The organism is Psychrobacter sp. 1U2 (assembly GCF_051847575.1).
Map to the genome: position 1 here is coordinate 1 of NZ_JBPYDC010000353.1, position 1,171 is coordinate 1,171.

2 protein-coding genes are annotated in these 1,171 nt (G+C 43.8%); both read left to right on the forward strand.

Annotated features, from left to right (window positions below; genetic code table 11):
• The coding region (gene pcaG / locus ACS8FD_RS15760; protein WP_439276541.1) for a protocatechuate 3,4-dioxygenase subunit alpha at positions 1-617 on the forward strand (617 nt) is incomplete at its 5' end.
• Positions 618-666: 49 nt separating this feature from the next.
• The coding region (locus ACS8FD_RS15765; protein ID WP_439276542.1) for an FAD-dependent monooxygenase at positions 667-1,171 on the forward strand (505 nt) is incomplete at its 3' end.

Consider the following 1,171-nt stretch of genomic DNA (forward strand, 5'->3'; position numbering starts at 1 on the left):
GTCAATATAAACTACAAGATGACACAGGTATATTGCGCGAAACAGCCTCACAAACATCGGGTCCTTTTGTGCATATCGGTTTGGCCTTAGAGATCGCCGGGTTTGCATCGCGAGAAGATGAAATCTGGGAAGACTTAGCTAAAGAAGGAGCTGAGGGTGAGCATATTGAATTGGTCGGCCGAGTCTATGATGGCAATGGTGAGCTGGTGCATGATGCTTTGATTGAGATGTGGCAAGCCGATAGCCATGGCAATTATATCGCTAGTTTTGACAATAAAAAACCCTTTGGTGGCTTTGGACGCAGCGCTTGCGCCATAGATGGAGGCTTTCATTTCAATACCATCAAGCCTGGACCAGTAGACTTTAATGGTAAGCTGATGGCCCCGCATGTCAATATCGCCGTGTTTGCACGAGGTATCAATTTGCATCTACAAACCAGAGCTTATTTTGAAGATGAGCAGGCGCATAATGATAACTGTCCAATCTTAAACGCGGTACCTTCATTAGCGCGTCGCAATACACTGATAGCGGTAAAAGAAGCGGGTAATAATCAGCCACGCTATCGTTTTGATATCTACTTGCAAGGTGATAACGAAACCGTGTTCTTTGATTTTTAAGTTGGGTATTTCAAAGAACCACATCTAATTAGACAATGAGAGGGATTTCATGACTAAAACAAAAGTAGCTATCATCGGGGCAGGTCCATCCGGGTTATTACTTGGTCAGTTATTGACCAAAGCTGGGATTGATAATGTTATTTTAGAACGAAAGTCAGGAGAATACGTATTAAGTCGTATTCGTGCAGGCGTCTTAGAACAAGGTACTGTAGATTTGATCCGCGAATCTGGTGCTGGCGCTCGTATGGATGCAGATGGCTTAATTCATACCGGAACGGACTTTAGTTTTCAAGGAGAGCATTATCACCTAGACCTAGAGAAGTATAGCGGTGGTAAACAGGTCATCGTTTATGGTCAAACCGAAGTCACACGCGATTTGATGGCAGAGCGTGAAAAGACTGGGGGCGTCACTATTTATGAAGCTGCTAACGTGCAGTTGCATGATATTGAATCAGACAATCCGTACGTAACTTATGAGCATCAAGATGAAACTCTGCGTCTAGACTGTGATTATGTTGCTGGTTGTGACGGTTTTCATGGTGTGTCTAGAAAGT